At 59.5% G+C, this 14,789-nt stretch carries 18 protein-coding genes; all 18 read right to left on the bottom strand.

What is annotated here, in order from left to right:
- Window positions 1–18: 18 nt before the first annotated feature.
- Window positions 19–630, bottom strand: a complete 612-nt coding sequence (gene ureG / locus FBZ99_RS07175) for an urease accessory protein UreG (RefSeq protein WP_095435593.1) — start codon at window positions 628–630, stop codon at window positions 19–21.
- Window positions 631–736: 106 nt separating this feature from the next.
- Entirely contained in the window at window positions 737–1,423 is a 687-nt protein-coding gene (locus FBZ99_RS07170; RefSeq protein ID WP_145632155.1) for an urease accessory protein UreF, read from the bottom strand.
- Between the two features lie 6 nt (window positions 1,424–1,429).
- Window positions 1,430–1,945 (bottom strand): urease accessory protein UreE, encoded by a 516-nt coding sequence (gene ureE / locus FBZ99_RS07165; RefSeq protein ID WP_113389054.1) that lies wholly within the window; start codon window positions 1,943–1,945, stop codon window positions 1,430–1,432.
- A 78-nt stretch (window positions 1,946–2,023) separates the two neighbouring features.
- Window positions 2,024–2,884: a GGDEF domain-containing protein gene (locus FBZ99_RS07160; protein ID WP_113395461.1), complete on the bottom strand. Its 861-nt coding sequence runs from the start codon at window positions 2,882–2,884 to the stop codon at window positions 2,024–2,026.
- Window positions 2,885–3,156: 272 nt separating this feature from the next.
- Complete coding sequence (gene ureC, locus FBZ99_RS07155) at window positions 3,157–4,869, bottom strand: urease subunit alpha (RefSeq protein ID WP_113389055.1); 1,713 nt, start codon at window positions 4,867–4,869, stop codon at window positions 3,157–3,159.
- 3 nt (window positions 4,870–4,872) lie between these two features.
- Complete coding sequence (locus tag FBZ99_RS07150) at window positions 4,873–5,496, bottom strand: Urease operon accessory protein (RefSeq protein WP_113389056.1); 624 nt, start codon at window positions 5,494–5,496, stop codon at window positions 4,873–4,875.
- 17 nt (window positions 5,497–5,513) lie between these two features.
- The gene (locus FBZ99_RS07145) at window positions 5,514–5,951 is read right to left on the bottom strand and encodes a lysozyme inhibitor LprI family protein (protein ID WP_173002431.1); all 438 of its coding nucleotides are present in this window, start codon (window positions 5,949–5,951) and stop codon (window positions 5,514–5,516) included.
- Between the two features lie 18 nt (window positions 5,952–5,969).
- Window positions 5,970–6,275, bottom strand: coding sequence for an urease subunit beta (locus FBZ99_RS07140; RefSeq protein ID WP_112503616.1), 306 nt, complete (start codon window positions 6,273–6,275; stop codon window positions 5,970–5,972).
- Window positions 6,276–6,285: 10 nt separating this feature from the next.
- Window positions 6,286–6,540: a DUF1272 domain-containing protein gene (locus FBZ99_RS07135; protein WP_145632153.1), complete on the bottom strand. Its 255-nt coding sequence runs from the start codon at window positions 6,538–6,540 to the stop codon at window positions 6,286–6,288.
- A gap of 7 nt (window positions 6,541–6,547) precedes the next feature.
- Window positions 6,548–6,850: an urease subunit gamma gene (locus FBZ99_RS07130; RefSeq protein WP_092712060.1), complete on the bottom strand. Its 303-nt coding sequence runs from the start codon at window positions 6,848–6,850 to the stop codon at window positions 6,548–6,550.
- A gap of 31 nt (window positions 6,851–6,881) precedes the next feature.
- Window positions 6,882–7,703, bottom strand: a complete 822-nt coding sequence (locus FBZ99_RS07125; protein WP_145632152.1) for an urease accessory protein UreD — start codon at window positions 7,701–7,703, stop codon at window positions 6,882–6,884.
- A gap of 219 nt (window positions 7,704–7,922) precedes the next feature.
- Window positions 7,923–8,891, bottom strand: coding sequence for a 2-hydroxyacid dehydrogenase (locus tag FBZ99_RS07120; protein WP_145632148.1), 969 nt, complete (start codon window positions 8,889–8,891; stop codon window positions 7,923–7,925).
- Window positions 8,892–9,037: 146 nt separating this feature from the next.
- Window positions 9,038–10,159, bottom strand: a complete 1,122-nt coding sequence (locus FBZ99_RS07115; RefSeq protein WP_095435602.1) for a branched-chain amino acid ABC transporter substrate-binding protein — start codon at window positions 10,157–10,159, stop codon at window positions 9,038–9,040.
- Between the two features lie 186 nt (window positions 10,160–10,345).
- Window positions 10,346–10,699 (bottom strand): DUF6867 family protein, encoded by a 354-nt coding sequence (locus FBZ99_RS07110; protein WP_095435603.1) that lies wholly within the window; start codon window positions 10,697–10,699, stop codon window positions 10,346–10,348.
- A 24-nt stretch (window positions 10,700–10,723) separates the two neighbouring features.
- Window positions 10,724–11,452 carry an ABC transporter ATP-binding protein gene (locus FBZ99_RS07105; protein WP_069611708.1) on the bottom strand — a complete coding sequence of 243 codons (729 nt, stop codon included), beginning with the start codon at window positions 11,450–11,452 and terminating at the stop codon, window positions 10,724–10,726.
- Window positions 11,452–12,324 (bottom strand): ABC transporter ATP-binding protein, encoded by an 873-nt coding sequence (locus tag FBZ99_RS07100; RefSeq protein ID WP_069611709.1) that lies wholly within the window; start codon window positions 12,322–12,324, stop codon window positions 11,452–11,454. Before FBZ99_RS07100 ends, FBZ99_RS07105 begins: the two co-directional genes overlap by 1 nt.
- Complete coding sequence (gene livM, locus FBZ99_RS07095) at window positions 12,324–13,748, bottom strand: high-affinity branched-chain amino acid ABC transporter permease LivM (protein WP_145632146.1); 1,425 nt, start codon at window positions 13,746–13,748, stop codon at window positions 12,324–12,326. Before livM ends, FBZ99_RS07100 begins: the two co-directional genes overlap by 1 nt.
- Window positions 13,749–13,752: 4 nt before the next feature.
- Complete coding sequence (locus FBZ99_RS07090) at window positions 13,753–14,655, bottom strand: branched-chain amino acid ABC transporter permease (protein ID WP_069611711.1); 903 nt, start codon at window positions 14,653–14,655, stop codon at window positions 13,753–13,755.
- Between the last annotated feature and the right edge of the window lie 134 nt (window positions 14,656–14,789).

Below are 14,789 nucleotides of genomic sequence, written 5' to 3'. Positions count from 1 at the left end.
GGATGATGACAGGGCGGCTCAAAGGCCGCCCTGTTCCTTTAGAAAGTCGACGATCCTGCTGACGCCCTCGCCGCGCTTCATGTCGGAAAAGACGAAGGGGCGTGCCTGGCGCATGCGGGTGGCATCGCGATCCATCACCTCGAGATCGACCTCGACGAAAGGCGCCAGATCCTTCTTGTTAATGACGAGAAGGTCGGATTTGGTAATGCCGGGGCCGCCCTTGCGCGGGATTTCCTCGCCCTGGCATACCGAGATCACGTAGATGGTGATATCGGCGAGATCGGGCGAAAAGGTTGCCGCCAGATTGTCGCCGCCGGATTCGATGAAAACGACATCGAGGTCAGGAAGCCGCTCGTTCAGGCCGGCAATGGCCTGCAGATTGATCGTCGCATCTTCACGGATGGCCGTGTGCGGGCAGCCGCCGGTTTCGACGCCGACGATACGGTCAGATGGCAATGCCTGCATCCGCACCAGCGCTTCCGCATCCTCGGTCGTGTAGATGTCATTGGTGACGACGGCGACGGAATAGTCCTCGCGCATCGCCTTGCACAGCTTCTCCGTCAGCGCCGTCTTGCCGGAACCGACCGGGCCACCGATCCCAACGCGCAAGGGTCCATGTCTCGATTTCATGCTCGCAACTCCGATAAAGTGATAGCATAGCTAAGCGTCGGGCGGCCGCACAGAGGCGAATGACGTAGGCGATGCCTCAATTTCAATATCTTCTTTGTAACGCCCATCATGACCTGAAGAGCCTCGTGCCCTGGGTCTCATGCCGCAGGCTCGCAATATCGGCCTGTACGGTCGCAGCGCCAAGATCGTCTAGGCTGGATTGAGCAGCGCGGCGCGCGACATCTGCAAACAGACCTTCCAGCCGCGCCAGAACGGCGACACCATCTTTCTGGCCGCCGACGCCAAGCCGGATGCCGGCGGATACCATCTGCGAGGCCAGCGCATGCAGGAAGGCGGCAGCCGCCTTCTCGGCGGCAATGCCATGCGCACCTGCGACGGCGCCAACCGCAACCGGATAGGCCGTCCTTGCCGGGAGCATGGAAAAGATCGCATGTGGCCAGGCGGCAGCGGCCGAGAGAAAGGCATCTCCAAGCAGCATGGTCTCGTTATGCCGCTCCTTCGAGCCAGCCAGCGCCTCGGCAAGTTCCGCAACGGTCGCAAGCCGCTGCACATCTGTGCCCGCCCCGTGCGCCTCCACAAGCAGCACTGCATCATTCCACGCGGAACCATGCTCAATGATTGCAGAAATCCAATTGCTGAGGCCGGTGCTGTCGCGCACCAGGCCGTCATGCACCGCACGCTCCAAACCGCCGGAATAGGCAAACGATCCCACAGGAAACGCCGGGGATAGCCACGCCATCAGCCGCAGCAGCGCCTGCAGGTCGCCATCGTCCGAAACCACCGCGTTGGTCATCACGGTTCAATCATGCGAATGGTTGTGATGATCGTGTCCGTGGTCATGCCCGTGACCATGATGATGGTCGTGGCCGTGCGAATGGCCTCCATGGGCGTGGTAGGCGCCTCGCGCGGGCTGGAAAGGCTCGCTGACTTCGGTCACGACAGCCCCCAGCCCCTCAAGCATGGACCGGATCACATGGTCACGCAAGATCAGGATACGCTCCTCCTCGATCTGCGCGGGAAGATGGCGGTTGCCGAGATGCCAGGCAAGCTCGATCAGATGCCTGCGATCGCGCGGGCGGATCTCGAAAAGTTTTTCATCAGCTGCAACGATCTCGATCAGCTCGCCATCCTCGCGCACCAGCAGATCGCCGCTGGCAAACAGAACCGGCTCCTTAAGATCGAGCATGACCATCTCGCCATTTTCGAGATGCAGCAGTTTGCGGCGCAGATGCCTGAGATCATGCGGCAGGACGACACGATCGATCGGATTGGAGGAAGGAGTGCCGGCCGGCAGATAGGAAGTGACGCGTAGCATGACTGTTCCAGTTTAATACTTTATCAGACCATGCAAAATAGTCGCCTCCCGCGCAAGCATCAATGGCGCATGGAAGCCTCACATCCGCTGCACATAGCGCTGCAGTTCCCTGACATCCGTCGTTGCCTCCTGTTCCTGCTCCGTGGCGCAGCGATGCCAGACCTGCGACAGACGCTCGCGCTCGTGCATGACACGGTTGCGGCCGAGTGTCTTGGCAAGATAAAGCGCCTTGTCGGCGGCGGCGTAGACGGTCTCCGTCTTGCGATCCGCGCCGATATCGGCAATCCCGGCGGAAATGGTGATCTTCACCGACCCGCCTTCAATGGCGATCGAATGTTCGGCGATCTGCTCCTTGATCTCCTCAACGCGCGCGATACGCTCGGCCGTATCGCCGCCATGAATGATGACGCCGAATTCCTCACCGCCAAGCCGTGCAATCACGTCTTCTCCGGTGAAGGCATCGGAAAATAGCCGCGACACTGCAACGATCACGGCATCACCGGATGCATGCCCGAAACGATCGTTGATCGCCTTGAACCGATCCAGATCGAAAATCGCCAGAGAAGCGCCGTCTCCGGCCATACTCAACGCCTCGGTAAAAGCACGGCGGTTGAGCAGGCCGGACAGCATATCGGTGCGGCTCAACCGCTCGAACTCAGCACGGGAGACCGCGAGCCTGTGGATGGAAAAGCCTGCCAGCACCGCAAGCGCGCCGGACACGGTGCCCCCGATGATCCATGCCAGCAAGACACCAAAACGCATCGCCTCGAAGATCGGCAATGGCAGAAGATCAAGCCATTGCATCACAAAAAGCAGCACCAGGATGATGGCAAGCGACATGATGACGGCGACGAAACTCATCTTAAGCGCGAAAATAAAAATCGCACGTCGCTGCTGAAAATTACCGAGTTCGGCCTGCAGCGAAATCCATTGCTTCATGCGATTCACCTTCCTCAGCCCACTATTTCAATCATGTGAGATAGGGGTGAAGACGCTTCCAGGTCTTTAATGGAATGATTAAAATGCGGCGCATTTCCCAAGTTGTGAACAGACGGGAAGGTACATCCACCAAATCCGGTTTGCCGGCAGAAATGCGCAATGGCAAGCCACCATGCCATGTCATTGATATTGCTGCGCCCAGTGCGCAGCATATGAAAACCCCGGAAAACCGGGGTTTTCATATCTGCCGATAATCTGCGTCCGAAATATCCTCAGAAAAGGAAATAGCGCTGCGCCATCGGCAGCACGGTTGCCGGCTCGCAGGTCAGAAGCTCGCCATCGGCCCGCACTTCATAGGTTTCCGGGTCCACCTCGATATGCGGCGTCAGGCTGTTGTGGATCATCGATGCCTTGGAAATGCCGCCGCGCGTGTTCTTGACGGGCAGCAGCGCCTTGGCAACGCCGAGCTTGCCGGCAAGCCCGGCATCGAACGCCGCCTGCGAAACGAAGGTCACAGAGGAATTCGTCCGGTTCTTGCCATAAGCGCCGAACATCGGCCGATAATGCATCGGCTGCGGCGTCGGGATCGAGGCATTCGGATCGCCCATGGGAGCAGCCGCGATGGAGCCGCCGATCAATACCATCTCCGGCTTCACGCCGAAGAAGGCTGGATTCCAGAGTACCAGATCGGCACGCTTTCCGACCTCGATCGAACCGACCTCGTGGCTGACGCCATGCGCGATCGCCGGATTGATCGTATATTTGGCGATGTAGCGCTTCGCACGGAAATTGTCGTTGTCTCCGGTCTCCTGCGCCAGGCGGCCGCGCTGGCGCTTCATCTTGTCGGCGGTCTGCCAGGTGCGGATCGCCACTTCGCCGACGCGGCCCATGGCCTGGCTGTCGGATGAAATGATCGAGAAGGCGCCGATATCGTGGAGAATATCCTCCGCGGCGATCGTCTCCTTACGGATACGGCTTTCGGCAAAGGCAATGTCCTCAGGAATCGACGGCGATAGGTGATGGCAGACCATCAGCATGTCCAGATGCTCTGCGATCGTATTAACCGTATAGGGCCGCGTCGGATTGGTCGAAGACGGAATGACGTTCGACTGGCCGCAGATCTTGATGATATCGGGCGCATGGCCACCGCCCGCGCCTTCCGTGTGGAAGGCGTGAATGGTGCGACCCTTGATGGCACCGATCGTATCTTCCACGAAGCCGCTTTCATTCAACGTATCCGTGTGGATCATCACCTGCACATCGTATTCGTCGGCAACGCTGAGGCAGCAGTCGATAGCCGCCGGCGTCGTGCCCCAGTCCTCATGCAGCTTGAGTGAGCAGGCACCGCCGAGCACCATCTCTTCCAAGGCAGCGGGCAAAGACGCATTGCCTTTGCCCGAAAGGCCGATATTCATCGGAAAAGCGTCGAAGGATTCGATCATGCGCGCCAGATGCCAGGGACCGGGCGTGCAAGTTGTTGCCAGCGTTCCATGGGCCGGCCCGGTGCCGCCGCCAAGCATGGTGGTGATACCCGACATCAGCGCTTCCTCGATCTGCTGCGGGCAGATGAAATGGATATGGCTGTCCATACCGCCGGCAGTGACGATCTTGCCCTCGCCGGCGATTGCTTCCGTGCCCGGTCCGACGATGATGTTGACACCAGGCTGCATGTCCGGATTGCCGGCCTTGCCGATCGCGACAATGCGGCCGTCCTTCAAACCGATATCTGCCTTGACGATCCCCCAATGGTCGAGGATCAGCGCATTGGTGATGACGGTATCGACCGCGCCATTTGCTCGCGTCACCTGGCTTTGCCCCATGCCGTCGCGAATGACCTTGCCGCCGCCGAACTTCACCTCCTCGCCATAGGTGGTGAAATCCTTCTCCACTTCGATGAACAATTCGGTGTCGGCCAGACGCACCTTGTCGCCGACGGTCGGTCCGAACATGTTGGCATAGGCGGCGCGGGAAATCCTGTAGGGCATCAATCAATCTCCTTGGGAGGCAGAGAGGAGGTTCGTGTCGGCAAGTCGCCTCAGGCGGCCGAGGGATATGTAGGCGTCCACCAGCCGTTTCTCGGCGGCGAAGGGATGTTCCTCCCAGCCCGTGTGGCTGAAACCGGTAATGGCGATATCGTCGTCGGAATAACGCGCCATCACATCGGCAATCACGATCATGCCGCTGCTCGGCACAACGTAGGAGCCGGGATCATGCTCTGCGAGTGCCGCATCGACGCCTTCGTGAATGGATTGACCGATCACGACATGCCGCTTGCCGGTTGCCTGACAGAAGGCGGTGAACTGGTCGGTATAGTCGTCGCAGAAATCGTCGAGTTCCGGGTGCGAGATCGCCAGCGGCGCACGCAGCGCCGCGAATTTGACCGGATCGCGCACGCTCCAGATCTCGGATGCGGAAGCAACGGCAGGGCTCTTGCGCCATTCGGCCGAGCCGAGCATGGCGCGCGCTGGCCGGCCGGTATTGCACACCGCAACGACGTCGGTCCGGCTGCCGCCGGCCCCCATCGAGCGGCAATCGTTGAAACGGATCACAAGATCGGCGGCATCGATGACGGCTGCGGCACCTGCCGCAACCTCACCATTACCGACAATCATTACGCTACGCCTGGAACTCACTGGTTGCCCTCCGGTCCATCGGCGAGGTCCTTCAATTCCTTGGTCCGCTTCTTCGTCAGGTCCGCCTTGCAGCCGGAGACGAGCATGGGCTCCATGGAGCCGCCACGCGCCTGGAACCCTTGGGCCTCGCATTCGGCGTCGCGATAATCCACCCAGGCTCGCTGCGCATTGATAAGCGCCTTTTCCGCGCCCTTCATGTTGTTGTCGAGATCCGCGTCGATGGCGACCATCGCGGCGCGCGTCTTCTTGTATTGCGCATTCAACGCCTTGTCGGCCTCACCGAATTCGAGCACAGCACAGATATTCATGTCCGTCTGCGTCTGTGCATTGGCGCAATCGGCCCCAGATTTCTTCGCGGTTTTCTGCGCAAAGACCGGGCCGCAAACCAGAACGGCGACAAGAGCGGCAGCGGATGCAAGCAATTTCATCGACATTGCGCTTCCCCAGAGACTCTACAGCTTGCCCATGACCTGCTGACGGAAGCCGTAGACCTCGCGCTTGCCCGACAGCGGGATCAGCGTTACCGAGCGTGTCTGCCCCGGCTCGAAGCGCACGGCTGTTCCGGCGGGAATGTCGAGCCGCATGCCCCTTGCCTTGTCGCGATCGAAAGAAAGCCCGGCATTGGTCTCGGCAAAATGATAATGGCTCCCGACCTGCACCGGCCGATCGCCTGTATTCGAAACCTCAAGCGTCACGGTCGGCGCCCCGGCATTGAGTTCGATGTCGCCGCTTGCGGCAATGATTTCACCTGGGATCATGGTTCTCTCCTCATGCGGCCCGGACGGGCGCGCATCCCTCAGCTTTCAGAACACGCTTGGTCGAAGCGGGATATTTGGCGAGCAACGCCGCCGGGCGGATAGGACGCGGCGCGAAATCGCCGCCGCAATTCGGACAGGCGCCACCCAATACGGTATCGACGCAATCGACGCAGAAGGTGCACTCGAACGTGCAGATCATCGCCTCCTTGCTTTCCGGCGGTAAATTCTTGTCACAGCATTCGCAATTGGGTCTCAGTTCCAGCATTTCAGCCTCACCGGATGGGCTCGTGGACGGTCACGAGCTTGGTGCCGTCGGGGAACGTCGCCTCGACCTGAACATCATGGATCATCTCGGCCACTCCCTCCATCACTTGATCACGGGTGATGACATGGGCACCAGCCTCCATCAGCTCAGCGACCGGGCGGCCGTCGCGCGCGCCTTCGACCACGAAATCGGTGATCAGCGCAATGGCTTCGGGATGATTGAGCTTGACGCCACGCTCCAGCCGCCGCCGCGCCACCATCGCCGCCATGGAAATCAGCAGCTTGTCTTTTTCTCTCGGAGTGAGGTTCATCGCCTACCTATGTGATTGCTGTTTGCTCAATTTACAGATTCCAGACTTTCGGCACGGGCGCTCCGTCGCGCAAGGCGGAAATGATCGGAATGAGAATTTTTCTGAGCGCGAACCCATCGGCGGCGGCGAGCCGCACGACGAGCTTCTCGCCCCAGTGGCTGGCGCCTGCCATATGGTTTTCGAGGAGCGGCCTGATCCGGCCGAGATAGGTCTCGGCCAGTGGGCCGACATAGAGCAAGGTCGCAAAGGCCACCTGATCGTCAAGCATCGCCATTTTCGCCGTCAATGCAGCCACATCGCCGTCCAGCCGCAACTCCTCGGCGTGAACCAGACGACCACCGCGGCGGATGCGCCAGCGGTCGCGAAACAGCCCCTGCTCCATCGCCTCGCCCATGGCTTTCCGCCCGAGCAGGATCGCCTCGACAGCAAGGAATTCGGCCGTTTCGTCAAGCTCGACATTCAATGCACGTGAAAGCGATGCGCGATCGAACAGGATGGTTTCCTGTGGCAGCCAATCGACCCGAGCGCCACTACCGATCTTGATCGAGGTTTCAACCTCGGCCGTGCCCATCGAAGCCTTGTAGATCTTCTCGCAAGCCTGTGTCGTCACGTCGATGCGCGTGCCCGGTCCGGCAACGACACTCCAATCCATCCGGTCGCCGCCGGTGAGACCGCCGGCGGTGTTGATGATGACCGCCTCCATCGAATGATCGAAAGTTTCCGGCAGCCTGATCTTGGCCGCCCCTTCCTGGAAAAGCTCGGCAAGACGCGTACGGCCGCCAAGCGACTTCGCCGCAAGATGGCCGCGACCCCGCGCCCGCTGCGGTCTCGTGCCTGCCGCCATCATTGCCATCAGCCTCTCCACACATCACGTCATGCCAAAGTCCGGCCATTCAAGCCCGGCAAGGAATAAATGCAAGCAATTCCTGTGCCTTATTCGACGCGGCGCGATATCGATCCTACACCACCCATATGAGCTGGATTCTTCATCAAACGCTCAAAAGAAAGGCAAATACATCCATCTTAAACGGATCTGTTTTATCCCCGAGACTGTAAGGCCATGCGTGTCAGCCTAGACCACGCGGTCCGGCGGCTCCCGCCCTGCAAAGAAAGCGGTGATATTGTCGACGACTTTCATGCCCATGGCCGTGCGCGTCTCTTCAGTGGCACTGCCGAGATGTGGCAGAAGCACGACATTCTCCAACTCCCGCAGCCGTTCGGGAACATGCGGCTCCGCTTCATAGACATCAAGACCGGCACCGCGGATCGTTCCCTGCTCCAATGCCGATATCAGCGCCGCCTCGTCGACCACATTGCCCCTTGCCGTGTTGATCAGGAAAGAGCCGGGCTTCATGGCTGCGAGACGAGCCGCATTCATCAGATGGCGGTTCTCGGCGCCGCCCGGACAGTGCAGCGAGACGAAGTCGGAGACTTCCAGAACATCTTCGACGGTTTGCAATTGCATGGCGCCATAGCGCGAAGCTTCCATCGGATCTATTGCCGAGCGATTATAGAAAACAACATCCATGCCGAAGCCGAAGTGACAGCGCTGCGCGAAGGCACGACCGATACGGCCGAAGCCGATGATGCCGACAGTCTTGCCCGTCACCTTCGTGCCGACGAGATGCGTCGGCCGCCAGCCGGTCCAGGTGCCAGCCCTAACCTCGCGCTCGCCTTCGCCGCCGCGTCGGGCAACGGAAAGGAGCAGCAACATGGCGATATCAGCCGTGCAATCCGTCAGCACGCCCGGCGTGTTGGTGACGGTTACGCCTTTCTTCTTGGCAGCAGCGATATCGATGTGGTTGAAGCCGACACCGAAATTGCCAAGGATCTTTGAGCGGATCGCCCCCTCGAAAAGCGCGGCCGGAAGCTTGTCGGAAACCGTCGGCAGGACGGCATCATAAGTGAGCAGCGCCTCGCGCAGCTGCCCCGCATCGAGTGCTGCGTCATCCCTGTTCAAAGTGGTGTCGAAACGCTCCGAAAGCACCGCCTCGACCGCAGCCGGCCAGCGCCGGGTCACGAGAATACGGGGTTTGCTCATGCTGTGATCCTCCTGCCGATACAGGGGAGACTTAAAGCAGCTTCGGCATGAAGGAAATGGCGAACCGATATCGCAGATATGAAAAAGCCCGACCTGTGGCCGGGCTTCCCAAATCTTGCTGATGCCGGAAACCGGCGTCGCAAAGTTTACTTCGAAATTTCGGCGTAGTTGTACTTGCCGTCGGAGCCCTTGGACCACTTGTACATGACGTAGTCCGGACGGGTGATGTCGCCCTTGGCGTTGAAGCCGAGGTCGCCGATTGCAGTCTTGAACGGACCCTTTGCCTTCAGCGCGTCGGCAACAGCCATCGGATCATTGGAACCGGCAGCCTTGGCGGCGGCAGCGATAACCTGCAGAGCCGAGTAGGAGTACAGCGTGTAGCCTTCCGGCTCGTAGCCGGCAGCGCGGAACTTGGCGACGAGATCGGCGGAAGCCGGGTTCTTGCGCGGATCCGGCGCGAAGGTCATCAGCGTGCCGTCGACGGCGTCGCCGGCGATCGATGCCAGCTCGTTCGAGACGATACCGTCACCCGACATGAAGTGAGCCTTCACGCCCTGGTCAGCCATCTGACGCATGATGAGGCCAGCTTCCGTGTGCAGACCGCCGTAGTAGACGAAGTCGACGCCAGCCTGCTTCATCTTCGCGATCAGGGCCGAGTAGTCCTTGTCGCCGGGGGTGATGCCTTCATAAAGAACTTCCGTCACGCCGGCGGCGTTGAGGTTCTTCTTGGTCTCGTCAGCCAGGCCCTGACCATACGGGGTCTTGTCGTGAACGACGGCAACCTTGGCACCCTTGAAATTGTCGGCGATATACTTGCCGGCAACTTCGCCCTGCTGGTCGTCACGACCGCAAGTACGGAACGTGTTCCACAAGCCGCGCTCGGTGAACTTCGGGTTCGTCGAAGCGGGCGTGATCTGCAGGATGCCGTTTTCGGCGTAGACTTCCGAAGCCGGGATGGAAACGCCCGAGTTGAAGTGACCGACAACGAACTTCACGCCGTCAGCGACGAACTTGTTTGCGACCGAAACGCCCTGCTTGGCATCGGAGACGTCGTCGCCGAGTTCGATCTTGATCTTTTCGCCATTGATACCGCCGGCCGCATTGATGTCCGCAGCCGCCTGCTCTGCACCCTTCTGAAGCTGCGCGCCAAACGCAGCATTCGGGCCCGTCAACGGACCACCGACGCCAACAATAATGTCGGCCTTCGCAACGCCGCCGAAAGCGATCATCGCCGACAAGGCCACCGCCGACAGAAGATACTTCTTCATATTATTACTCCCAATTTTTAAGCGGGTTCCGTTTGATCTGCCCTGCGCGATACCCACCAATCATCACGCCGGTAACGCTTGCATTCCGAACTCTGGAAGCATGACCCCTGCCCGTTCCCGTCTGTTTTTATGGGGCTGGGTGACGCTCTTGGTTGTACGCAGACTGTGCCTAGTTTAGGCGCACTGTCAATTCTTCTTCTTCCACGAAAAGGCCGAGGTCTTTTCATAGAGCCAGTAATAATTATTCACCATCTGATCGGTACGTCGATACCGGTATCCCGCCGTCGCAAAAACAAGCAGAAGCACGACATCGATGATGTAGATGGTGACGTCGAAAACCGGGCCATTGAACAGCGCATGGTGCAGAAACTGCAGGCCAAGGCCGATCAGAAAGCTGTAGATGACGACAAGCGGATAGGTTTCCCAGCTGGATGCAACGGCGCGGCCAGCACGCCATGCGGTCCAGAAACCGAGAATGACGATAACAGCGCGGATGACCATGCGCCCGCCGGTATCGGTGTCGAAGAGAAGTCCCTGCATCTTAAATTCTCCGCGAAACGAAACTCAATGGTGACCGCCTTCGAGATAGGCGGCACGCACCTCCGGATTGGCGAGTAGTTCCTTGCCGGAACCGCTCATCGTCACCCGGCCGTTGACCATCACATAGGCGCGGTCGGAAAGCTTGAGCGCCGCAAAGGCGTTCTGCTCGACGAGGAACACAGTCAGCCCCTGGGTCTGGTTCAGAACCTTGATCGCCTCGAAGATGCCCTTGACGATCAGCGGCGCCAGGCCAAGCGAGGGTTCGTCCAGCAGCAGCAGCTTGGGACGCGCCATCAGTGCGCGGCCGATCGACAGCATCTGCTGCTCGCCGCCCGAAAGCGTTCCGCCGCGCTGCGACTGGCGCTCCTTCAGACGCGGGAAGAGCGTGAAGATCTTCTCGACGTCCTCGTTGAAATATTTGAGCTTGTCGAGACTCGCGCCCATCTGCAGGTTTTCATAGACGGTCATGCGCGGAAAGATGCGCCGACCCTCGGGCGACTGCGCGATGCGAAGCCGCGCGATCTCATGCGTCGGCATGCGCGTGATATCGCGGCCGTCGAAGGTGACCGAGCCGGTGCGCGCCTGCGGGCTGCCGCAGATCGTCATCATCAGCGTCGATTTGCCGGCGCCGTTGGCGCCGATCAGGCTGACGATCTCGCCGCTATTGACTTCGATATCGACGCCGGCAAGGGCGCGGATATTGCCGTAATAGGTTTCGACACCCGCAACTTTGAGAAGTGGTTGCCCCGCCATCAATGTTCACCCTCTTGGAGGTGCTCGACTTCGGCAATCACCTCTTCCACTTCCTCATCCTCGACGCCCAGATAGGCGGCAATCACGCGAGGATCATTCTTGACCTCATCCGGCGTGCCATCGGCGATCTTCTGCCCATATTCGAGCACGATGACATGGTCGGAAATTTCCATGACCACGGACATGTCGTGTTCGATCAGCAGGATCGATGTGCCGGTGTCCTTGCGGATGCTGCGAAGGAATTCGTTGAGAACCAGAGATTCGCGAGGATTGAGACCGGCAGCCGGCTCGTCCAGGCAAAGCAGTTCCGGCCCCGTACACATGGCACGAGCGATTTCCAGGCGGCGTTGCGCGCCGTAGGGAAGGTCGCCTGCAGGATCGTCGGCGCGATCGATGAGATCGGCCTTTTCGAGCCAGAAGCGCGCCAATTCGATCGCATTCTTCGCTTCGGCTCGATAGGGACCGATGCCGAGCAGGCCGAGGATCGTGTAGCCGGAGGCACGCATCAGCTTGTTGTGCTGCGCCACCAGCAGGTTTTCGAGCACGGTGAGGCCCGAAAACAGACGGATATTCTGGAAGGTACGCGCCACCTTGGCTTCGCGCGTGATCCGGAAATCCGGCAGCCGCTCCAGGAGATATTCCTTGCCGCTCTTCTGCTGCAGCGTCAGCATGCCCATCGTCGGTTTGTAGAAGCCGGTGATGCAGTTGAACACGGTCGTCTTGCCGGCGCCGTTCGGCCCGATCAGCGCGGTGATATCGCCACGCTTGGCCTCGAACGAGAAGTCGTTGATCGCCATCAGGCCGCCGAACTTCATTGACAGATGGTCGACCTTCAAGAGGACGTCGCTGGGGTTTGCGGTCACAGCGTTCATCAGCCGTGGCCCTCCTTGGTAAAGCTGCCTGAAACCGCTTTTCGCTCCTTGAGGAAAGCGGTCGGCTCGCGCGTGCCGACAAAGCCGCGCGGCTTGAAGATCATAACGACCACCATAGCGAGGCCGAAGATCAGCATGCGGTAGAGTTCCGGTGTAAAGTCCGGGCCGAAACCGGGAATGATCGTCGTATCGCCGAAGACCAGCCCGGTCTTGAGAAAGCTCATGTTGCGCAGCAATTCGGTGCCGCCAACCATGGCGATCGCGGCAATCGCGATGCCCTTCAGCGACCCCATGCCGCCGAGAACGACGATAGCGAGGATCACAGCGGATTCGAGGAACACGAAGGATTCCGGCGAGACGAAACCCTGACGTGCCGCGAAGAAGGAGCCGGCAAAGCCGCCGAACATGGCGCCGGTGGCAAAAGCCGTCAGCTTCGTCGTCACCGTATTGATGCCGAGCGAACGGCAGGCGATTTCATCCTCACGCAACGCTTCCCACGCACGTCCGATCGGCATGCGGCGCAGCCTGATGGTGACATAGGCGGTCAGCATGCAGAGCAGCAGGATCACGTAGAACAGGAAAACCTTGTACCAGGCCGACGAGATCGGCAGACCGAAACTGCGGACGAAGTTGTGCGGATCCTTCATATCGAAGGTATACAGGCCAAAAAGCGATGCCTTGGTGATGTTGGAGATGCCGAAGCTTCCCTGCGTCACATCGGTCCAGTTGGTCAGCACGATGCGGATGATTTCACCGAAGGCAAGCGTCACGATCGCCAGGTAATCACCCCTGAGGCGCAGCACCGGAAAGCCCAGGACCATCCCCCAAAGCGCTGCCAGAATGCCCGAAATCGGCAGAAGCAGCCAGAAGGATAGGCCGAAATGCATCGACAGCAGAGCATAGGAATAGGCGCCGACCGCATAGAAGGCGACATATCCCAGGTCGAGCAGACCGGCGAGGCCGACGACGATGTTCAGACCCCAGGCAAGCATCACATAGATGAGGATCTGGATGCCGAAATTGTCGACATAGGTCAGCGCACCTTGCGGCCCAAGGATAGCCACCGCCGCTATCGGATAGATCAGCAGAAACACAAGGGCGATCTTGTTGAAATGCTTGGAGACGAAGCTTTGTTCGCCCTCTACCTGCACGACCTTGGCCTTGGCTGCCTTTCGCGCCGCCAGATAAGGCTGGACGAAGATCGTCATGATGAAGCGGCCGACGGTAGCGATCGCGACGATGATCGCCAGAAGACCCCAGCGCTGCACGATAATCAGCTTGTTGTCCATATTCTGATCGGTCTTGAGACCGATATAGAGGACGAACATGCCGAAGGATATGACAGCGGTCCAGAGGGCGTCCGTAATCCCCTTCTGGACAAGACCGGGCGCGGTCTTGCCTGCAACGAAGTTTGAATTTGCCATGGCGTTATACCTTTTCGACTTCCGGCCGACCGAGAATGCCCGTCGGCTTGAAGATCAGCACGTAGGCAAGGATGCCGTACGTGGCGACATCCTTATACGCGATGGGAAAATTGCCAGACCAGAAGGACTCGATGAAGCCGATCATCAGGCCGCCGAGAACAGCGCCCGGAAGCGAGCCGATGCCGCCCAGAACCGCCGCCGTGAAAGCCTTGACGCCCGGCACGAAACCGTCTGTGAAGTTGGCGACACCATAATACATCAGATACATCGTGCCGGCGACAGCAGCGAGCGCCGCACCCATGATGAAAGTGATGGAGATGGTGCGGTCGACATTGATGCCGAGCAGCGCCGCCATCTTGCGATCCTGCTCGGTCGCCCGCTGGGCACGCCCAAGCGCCGTCTTGTTGACGATGTACCAGAAGGCGGCCAGCAGCACGACGGTGATGATGAAGATGATTATCTGCTTCAGAGACAGCGAGACGCCACCGAAATTGTAGACATCGCCCACCAGCGTCGGGATCGGCTTGTTGCGCGGGCCCTGTGCAACCTGGATGAAGTTCGACAGAACGATCGACATGCCGATTGCCGTGATGAGCGGCGCGAGGCGGAACGATCCGCGCAGCGGCCGATAAGCCACCCGCTCGATCACCCAGTTCCACAGGCTCGTCATCAGCATGGCGACGATCAGCATGACAAGCAGCATGATCGCGACCGGCAGGCCGGCGAAGAGCGAAATGAGAACGAGATAGGTGATAAGAGCGGCGAAACCGCCGAGCATGAACACATCACCGTGGGCAAAGTTGATCATGCCGATGATGCCATAAACCATGGTGTAACCAATGGCGATCAGGCCGTAGATCGACCCGAGAGTCAGCCCGTTTAAGAGCTGCTGGATAAAATAATCCATATATCATTTCCCCTGGATGCGGCGTCATACGACCGCATCTCTTATTGCTTTTTTAGGTTCCTTCTAGAGGCCTATGGGCGCGATTCCATACTGGTTTCGAAGGAAATGTGAAGCCAAAAAGGCGAGAAATTGAC

The organism is Rhizobium sp. ERR 1071 (genome assembly GCF_007828675.1).
Taxonomy (GTDB): Bacteria; Pseudomonadota; Alphaproteobacteria; order Rhizobiales; family Rhizobiaceae; genus Rhizobium; species Rhizobium dioscoreae.
Note: the sequence above shows the minus strand (reverse complement) of the source record. Positions and strands in the feature narration are given on the sequence as shown.

Coding starts and splice junctions, on each gene's coding strand:
- FBZ99_RS07120 (WP_145632148.1), bottom strand. CDS start 8,891: ATGAGCAAACCCCGTATTCTCGTGACCCGGCGCTGGCCGGCTGCGGTC.
- livM (WP_145632146.1), bottom strand. CDS start 13,748: ATGGCAAATTCAAACTTCGTTGCAGGCAAGACCGCGCCCGGTCTTGTC.
- FBZ99_RS07170 (WP_145632155.1), bottom strand. CDS start 1,423: ATGACCAACGCGGTGGTTTCGGACGATGGCGACCTGCAGGCGCTGCTG.
- FBZ99_RS07115 (WP_095435602.1), bottom strand. CDS start 10,159: ATGAAGAAGTATCTTCTGTCGGCGGTGGCCTTGTCGGCGATGATCGCT.
- FBZ99_RS07110 (WP_095435603.1), bottom strand. CDS start 10,699: ATGCAGGGACTTCTCTTCGACACCGATACCGGCGGGCGCATGGTCATC.
- FBZ99_RS07090 (WP_069611711.1), bottom strand. CDS start 14,655: ATGGATTATTTTATCCAGCAGCTCTTAAACGGGCTGACTCTCGGGTCG.
- ureE (WP_113389054.1), bottom strand. CDS start 1,945: ATGCTACGCGTCACTTCCTATCTGCCGGCCGGCACTCCTTCCTCCAAT.
- FBZ99_RS07130 (WP_092712060.1), bottom strand. CDS start 6,850: ATGAACCTCACTCCGAGAGAAAAAGACAAGCTGCTGATTTCCATGGCG.
- FBZ99_RS07160 (WP_113395461.1), bottom strand. CDS start 2,884: ATGAAGCAATGGATTTCGCTGCAGGCCGAACTCGGTAATTTTCAGCAG.
- FBZ99_RS07100 (WP_069611709.1), bottom strand. CDS start 12,324: ATGAACGCTGTGACCGCAAACCCCAGCGACGTCCTCTTGAAGGTCGAC.
- FBZ99_RS07125 (WP_145632152.1), bottom strand. CDS start 7,703: ATGGCAATGATGGCGGCAGGCACGAGACCGCAGCGGGCGCGGGGTCGC.
- FBZ99_RS07140 (WP_112503616.1), bottom strand. CDS start 6,275: ATGATCCCAGGTGAAATCATTGCCGCAAGCGGCGACATCGAACTCAAT.
- ureG (WP_095435593.1), bottom strand. CDS start 630: ATGAAATCGAGACATGGACCCTTGCGCGTTGGGATCGGTGGCCCGGTC.
- FBZ99_RS07150 (WP_113389056.1), bottom strand. CDS start 5,496: ATGATTGTCGGTAATGGTGAGGTTGCGGCAGGTGCCGCAGCCGTCATC.
- FBZ99_RS07135 (WP_145632153.1), bottom strand. CDS start 6,540: ATGCTGGAACTGAGACCCAATTGCGAATGCTGTGACAAGAATTTACCG.
- ureC (WP_113389055.1), bottom strand. CDS start 4,869: ATGCCCTACAGGATTTCCCGCGCCGCCTATGCCAACATGTTCGGACCG.
- FBZ99_RS07145 (WP_173002431.1), bottom strand. CDS start 5,951: ATGTCGATGAAATTGCTTGCATCCGCTGCCGCTCTTGTCGCCGTTCTG.
- FBZ99_RS07105 (WP_069611708.1), bottom strand. CDS start 11,452: ATGGCGGGGCAACCACTTCTCAAAGTTGCGGGTGTCGAAACCTATTAC.